This window comes from Agromyces sp. NPDC055520, from assembly GCF_053619715.1.
The window spans coordinates 23,512-29,815 of sequence record NZ_JBSHJY010000037.1 but is presented as its reverse complement, the minus strand read 5'-3'; the positions used below and the strand labels follow the sequence as shown (position 1 = coordinate 29,815).

The following is a 6,304-nucleotide window of genomic DNA, read 5'->3' as shown; positions in this document are numbered from 1 at the left end:
GGGGTGACCCGGGCGCCGCGGCATCCGTTCGCTCTCAGAACCAGAGCGCGAGCTCGCGCTCGGCCGACGGGGCCGAGTCGGAGCCGTGCACGAGGTTCTGCTGCACCTTGAGACCCCAGTCGCGACCGAAGTCGCCGCGGATCGTTCCGGGCGCGGCCGTCGTTGGATCGGTCGTTCCCGCGAGCACGCGGAAACCCTCGATGACCCGGTTGCCCGCGACGCGCATCGCGACGGTCGGGCCCGACTCCATGAACTCGATGAGCGGCTCGTAGAACGGCTTGCCCTCGTGCTCGGCGTAGTGGCGCGCGAGCAGTTCGCGGTCGGCCTGCACGAGGCGGATGTCGATGAGGGAGTACCCCTTCGCCTCGATGCGGCGCAGGATCTCGCCGGTGAGGTTGCGCGCGACGCCGTCGGGCTTGACGAGCACGAGGGTCTCTTCGATGGGGGTGGTCATTGCTGTTCCTTCCATTGCGCGGCCGCTGCCGCGCGTTCTCGGTCGATGCGTGCGCCGGCGACCATGCAGTACCACCACATGCCGCCGAAGAGCGCGCCCACGACGAACATCGCGGGGTTGAGGAAGCCCGACGCGACGATGAGCACCTGGATGGCCCAGCCGAGCACGTACGCCCAGTCGAACCGCAGGAGCCCGATCGTCGCGATCAGGGCGAGGATGATGACGCCGCCGGCCGCCAGGGCGACCCACGACGGCAGAGCGCCCTCGACGTCGCCCTGGGCGAGGCCCCAGATGACGAGTGCGGCGAGGAACACCACGAGCACCTCGAGGCCGAGCACGACGGCGCCGAGGCTCTGTCTGACCGATCGCGGCGGCGCTGCGTTCGCAGCCGCCGCGGCCGCGGAATCGTCGGGTTCGGGCACGGATGTCGAGTCGCTCACGAGCGCCCCCATTCACGGTCGGCGGCGATGGCGATGGCCTCGCCCGCGAGCACGATCGAACCGGCGACGACGACCGCGCGCTTCGGCGCTGCCGCGGCCCAGGCGCGGGCCTCGTCGAGCGCGTCGTCCGGTCGGTCGATCACCTCGACGTGAGCGGCCTGCTCAGCACCGACGGCACGGGCGACGGATGCCGCGAGCTCGCCGGCCTCGATCGCACGGTCGGATTCGGGGGCGGTGACGATGAACCGGGTCGCGATCGGCGCGAGTGCGCGCGCGATGCCGGCCACGTCCTTGCCGGCGAGCACGCCGAGCACGACGGCGACCTCGTCGAAGTCGAAGACCTCGTCGAGCGCGGCCGCGAGCGATGCCGCACCGTGCGGGTTGTGCGCCGCGTCGACGAGCACGGGCGGCTCGGTGCCCACCATCTGCAGTCGCCCGGGCGACGTGACCGCGCCGAGCCCCTGCTGCACGACCTCGTCGGCCAGGCGCATCGTGCCGGCGCCGAGGAACGACTCGACCGCGGCGATCGCCACGGCGGCGTTCTCGGCCTGGTGACGCCCGAAGAGCGGCAGCGCGAGGTCGCGGTACTCCCCCGCGAGCCCCTTCACCGAGATGAGCTGGCCGCCAACGGCGACACGGGAGTCGAGCACGGCGAACGCGCCGCCCTCGACGGCGAACGTGCCCCCGTGCGCTGCGGTCACGTCGCGCAGCACCGTGAGTGCCTCTGGCGGTTGGAAGGCCGTGACGACGGATGCCTCCGCCTTGATGATGCCCGCCTTGGTGCGGGCGATCGCCTCGACCGTGGTGCCGAGCGCCGACTCGTGGTCGAGCGCGATCGGGGTGAACACGGCGACCTGGCCATCGGCCACGTTCGTCGAGTCCCACTCGCCGCCCATGCCGACCTCGAGCACGACGACGTCGACGGGGGCGTCGGCGAAGCAGGCGAACGCGAGCGCCGTGAGGGCTTCGAAGAAGGTCAGCCGGGGCGTGCCCGAGGCTTCGAGCTCGGCGTCGACGATGGAGATGAACGGTTCGATCTCGTTCCAGTTGCGGGCGACGGCCTCATCGGCGACGGGCGCGCCGTCGATGAGGATGCGCTCGGTGAACCGCTCGAGGTGCGGACTCGTCATGAGTCCGGTGCGCAGGCCCCCGGCGCGCAGGATCGACTCGATCATGCGACTCGTCGAGGTCTTGCCGTTCGTGCCGGTGATGTGGATCACGGGCGCGGCGCGATGCGGGTCGCCGAGGATCTCCACCGCCCGGCGCGTGGCGTCGAGCCGACGTTCGGGAGCGGCTTCGCCGACCCGTTCGAGGAGGCTCCGGTAGACGGCGTCGGCCGCGTCCGCGGCCTCGGCGGCCGATGCGTCGGTGAAGTCGGTCATGCCTTCGCCACCTCCACGATGAGCTTCGAGGTCTCGCCCACCGGCTTCGACCCGTCACCGGGGGTTCCGGCGATCACGGACAGTTCGGTCGCGAGCGTCTCGCCCGCGATGAGTTCACCGTGGCGCTCAGCCGCTGCGGCACCGGCCGCATCGAGCGTGAGCGTCAAGCGGATGCGGTCGCCCACCTCGAGTCCGGCCGCCTTGCGCGCCTCTTGCACGACGCGGACGACGTCGCGCGCGAGGCCCTCGGCCTCGAGCTCGGGCGTCGTCGCCGTGTCGAGGATCACGAAGCCGCCGTCGGCGAGCAGCGCGAGCGCACTCTGCCCGTCGCCCGAGCCGCCGGCTTCGAGCACGAGCTCGTACTCCCCGGACTCGAGCGCGATGCCCCCCGCCACGACGTGGTCGCCCTCGACGCTCCAGTCGCCCGAGCGGGCGGCCTGGATCGCCTGCTGCACGGTCTTGCCGAGCCGGGGCCCTGCGGCGCGCGCGTTGACGGTGAGTCGCTTCGTGACCCCGAAGCGCTCGGCGCTCGAGCCGTCGAGCGTCACGAGCTCGACGGCTTTGACGTTGAGCTCGTCGCGCAGGATCGCCTCGAACGGCGCGAGCGTCGCGGCATCCGTCGCCACGACCGTGAGGCGCGCGAGCGGCAGGCGCACCCGGCGACCCGACTGCTTGCGCAGCGACAGGGCGGCCGAGCTGATCTCGCGCACCGAGTCCATCGCGGCCACGAGTTCGTCGTCGACCGGGAAGGCTGCGGCTTCGGGCCAGTCGGCCAGGTGCACGCTGCGCCCGCCCGTCAGCCCGCGCCAGATCTGCTCGGAGACGAGCGGCAGCAGCGGCGCAGAGAGACGCGTGAGCGTCTCGAGCACGGTGTACAGCGTGTCGAACGCCTCGCGGCCCGAGCCGTCGTCGCCGACGCCCGCCCAGAAGCGGTCGCGCGAGCGGCGCACGTACCAGTTCGTCAGCACGTCGCCGAAGTCGCGCAGCTTCGCCGCCGCGAGCGGCGAGTCAAACGCCTCGAAGTCCGCGGTCACCTCGGTGACGAGGGCGCCGAGCTTCGCGAGCAGGTACCGGTCGAGCACGTCGCTCGAATCGGTGCGAGCGGATGCCTCGTAGCCGCCGCCCCGCGCCGAATTCGCGTAGAGCGAGAAGAAGTACCACGTGCTCCAGAGCGGCAGCATGAACTGCCGCACGCCCTCGCGGATTCCCTCCTCTGTGACGACGAGGTTGCCGCCGCGCAGCACTGAGCTCGACATGAGGAACCAGCGCATCGCGTCGGAGCCGTCGCGCTCGAACACCTCGGAGACGTCGGGGTAGTTGCGCAGCGACTTCGACATCTTCTGTCCGTCGCTGCCGAGCACGATGCCGTGGCTCACGACGTTCGAGAAGGCGCGCCGGTCGAACAGCGCGGTCGAGAGCACGTGCATGACGTAGAACCAGCCGCGCGTCTGGCCGATGTACTCGACGATGAAGTCGGCGGGGTTGTGGCTGTCGAACCACTCCTGGTTCTCGAAGGGGTAGTGCACCTGCGCGAACGGCATCGAGCCCGAGTCGAACCACACGTCGAAGATGTCGGGGATGCGTCGCATCATCGAACGGCCGGTGGGGTCGTCGGGGTTCGGGCGCACGAGCTCGTCGATGTACGGGCGGTGCAGGTCGGGCTCGCCGTCGGGGTTCGTCGGTACGCGGCCGAAGTCGCGTTCGAGCTCTTCGAGCGAGCCGTAGACGTCGATGCGGGGGTACTCGGGGTCGTCGCTCTTCCACACGGGGATCGGCGAGCCCCAGTAGCGGTTGCGGCTGATCGACCAGTCGCGTGCACCGGCGACCCACTTGCCGAACTGGCCGTCCTTCACGTTGTCGGGCACCCAGTTGATGTCTTGATTGAGCTCGCCCATGCGGCCCTTGAACTCGGGCACGCGGATGAACCAGCTCGAGACGGCCTTGTAGATGAGGGGGTTCCTGCAGCGCCAGCAGTGCGGATACGAGTGCTCGTAGCTCGCCTGCCGGAGCAGGCGCCCCTCTGCCTTCAGCAGTTGCGTGAGCGGCTTGTTCGCGTCGCTCCACAAGAGCCCCGCGACATCCGTCACCGCCGGCAGGAACCGGCCGCCCTCGTCGAGCGAGATGACGACGGGGATGCCGGCGGCCTCGGAGACCTTCTGGTCCTCTTCGCCGTAGGCCGGGGCCTGATGCACGATGCCGGTGCCGTCTTCGGTCGTGACGTAGTCGGCGACGAGGATGCGCCAGGCGTTCTGCAGGCCGTATTCCTCGACGTCGGCGTAGTAGTCGAAGAGCCGGTCGTAGGCGACGCCCTCGAGTTCGCGGCCGCGTACCGTGCGCGAGACCGCGGCGCGAGCGTCGTCGGCGGACTCGTAGCCGAGCTCCTTCGCGTAGTTGCCGACGAGGTCGATCGCGAGCAGGTACTCGCCGCCGAGCACCTCGGTGTCGGATGCCACGGCACCCGAGACGGCGGTGCCGACCTCTTCGCGCAGCACGGTCGCGTCGGGTGTGCCGTTCGGCCCGGCGGGCACGACGGCGTACTCGATGTCGGGGCCGACGGCGAGGGCGAAGTTCGTCGGCAGCGTCCACGGCGTCGTCGTCCACGCGAGGGCGCGCACGGCGGTGAGCCCGAGCGACTCGGCCTTCGCGCCGACGAGCGGGAACGTGACGGTGACGGTCTGGTCCTGACGCATCTTGTAGACGTCGTCGTCCATGCGCAGCTCGTGGTTCGAGAGCGGCGTCTGGTCGCGCCAGCAGTACGGCAGCACGCGGTAGCCCTCATAGGCGAGGCCCTTCTCGTGCAACGTCTTGAACGCCCAGATGACGCTCTCCATGAATGTCACGTCGAGGGTCTTGTAGTCGTGCTCGAAGTCGACCCAGCGCGCCTGGCGGGTGACGTACTCCTGCCACTCCTCGGTGTAGCGGAGCACGGCGTCGCGAGCGGCCTGGTTGAAGGCCGCGATGCCCATCTCCTCGATCTCGCTCTTGTCGGTGATGCCGAGCTGACGCTCGGCCTCGAGTTCGGCGGGCAGGCCGTGCGTGTCCCAGCCGAAGCGGCGGTGCACCTGCTTGCCGCGCATGGTCTGGAATCGCGGGAACAGGTCTTTCGCGTACCCCGTCAGCAGGTGCCCGTAGTGCGGCAGGCCGTTGGCGAACGGCGGGCCGTCGTAGAAGACCCACTCGGGAGCACCCTCGCGCTGGTCGATCGACGCCTGGAACGTGCCGTCGGCCTTCCAGAAGGCCAGCACGCCGCGCTCGACGGCGGGGAACTCGGGTGAGGGGGCGACACCGTGGTCGTCTGGGGTGCGGGGGTACATGCTCGCTCCTGCGGGGACGAATGCTCTCACGAGGACGCCGGTGCTCGATCGAGCTCCGCCGCGGTACCACCTCGCTTGCTCCTCCGGTGGTCGAGTAGCCGCGCCAGCGGCGTATCGAGACCCGGACGAGCCCCTCATTGCCGGCTGTGACGGGCCGCCCCGTTCGGTTCTACTGCCGAGCGGATGCCGCGTGGCACCCGCCCGGGTTCTTCCGAAGACTCCCCGGTGATGGCCGGATCGATGTCGTTGCCGTCAAGACTACCGCGTCGGCATGGGCCGGAGCACGCCCGAGGCTCGGGGCGCAGAGCGGTACGCCTCGCTCACGAGGGCGAGGAGCGCCGCCTCGGGCAGTTCGTGGTTCTTCGCCTCGTCGACGAGGTCGTAGACGGCGCCGGCCAGCGCGGCGTGCCCGCCGATGCGCACGGCGACGACCGCACCCCGGCCGCGGTGGAGCTCGATGAGGCGTTCGTCGCGCAGCCGGTGATACGCGCGGAGCACGGTGTGCACGTTGACGCCGAGAGAACCCGCGAGGTCGCGAGCGGCCGGCAGCCGCTCACCGCCCGAGAGCCGGCCGTCGACGATCGACGAGCGAAGCCCCGAGGCGAGTTGCTCGAATAGCGGGGCGTCGAGGGTCGGGTCGAGGCGAATCAGCACTCTTTCATCGTATTGTTCTACTGCAATACGAACAAGACGCTTGTCGCGACATCCATGCGG

At 70.3% G+C, this 6,304-nt stretch carries 5 protein-coding genes; all 5 read right to left on the bottom strand.

Going from position 1 to position 6,304, the window contains the following annotated elements:
• Positions 1-34 precede the first annotated feature (34 nt).
• Positions 35-454 (bottom strand): nucleoside-diphosphate kinase, encoded by a 420-nt coding sequence (ndk, locus tag ACWGST_RS13500; protein ID WP_452047185.1) that lies wholly within the window; start codon positions 452-454, stop codon positions 35-37.
• Positions 451-894, bottom strand: a complete 444-nt coding sequence (locus tag ACWGST_RS13495; protein WP_452047184.1) for a DUF4233 domain-containing protein — start codon at positions 892-894, stop codon at positions 451-453. The genes ndk and ACWGST_RS13495 overlap by 4 nt, the downstream gene beginning before the upstream one ends.
• Positions 891-2,276: a bifunctional folylpolyglutamate synthase/dihydrofolate synthase gene (locus ACWGST_RS13490; RefSeq protein ID WP_452047183.1), complete on the bottom strand. Its 1,386-nt coding sequence runs from the start codon at positions 2,274-2,276 to the stop codon at positions 891-893. The genes ACWGST_RS13495 and ACWGST_RS13490 overlap by 4 nt, the downstream gene beginning before the upstream one ends.
• The gene (ileS, locus tag ACWGST_RS13485) at positions 2,273-5,590 is read right to left on the bottom strand and encodes an isoleucine--tRNA ligase (RefSeq protein WP_452047182.1); all 3,318 of its coding nucleotides are present in this window, start codon (positions 5,588-5,590) and stop codon (positions 2,273-2,275) included. The genes ACWGST_RS13490 and ileS overlap by 4 nt, the downstream gene beginning before the upstream one ends.
• 258 nt (positions 5,591-5,848) lie before the next feature.
• Entirely contained in the window at positions 5,849-6,244 is a 396-nt protein-coding gene (locus ACWGST_RS13480; RefSeq protein WP_452047181.1) for a GntR family transcriptional regulator, read from the bottom strand.
• Positions 6,245-6,304 lie beyond the last annotated feature (60 nt).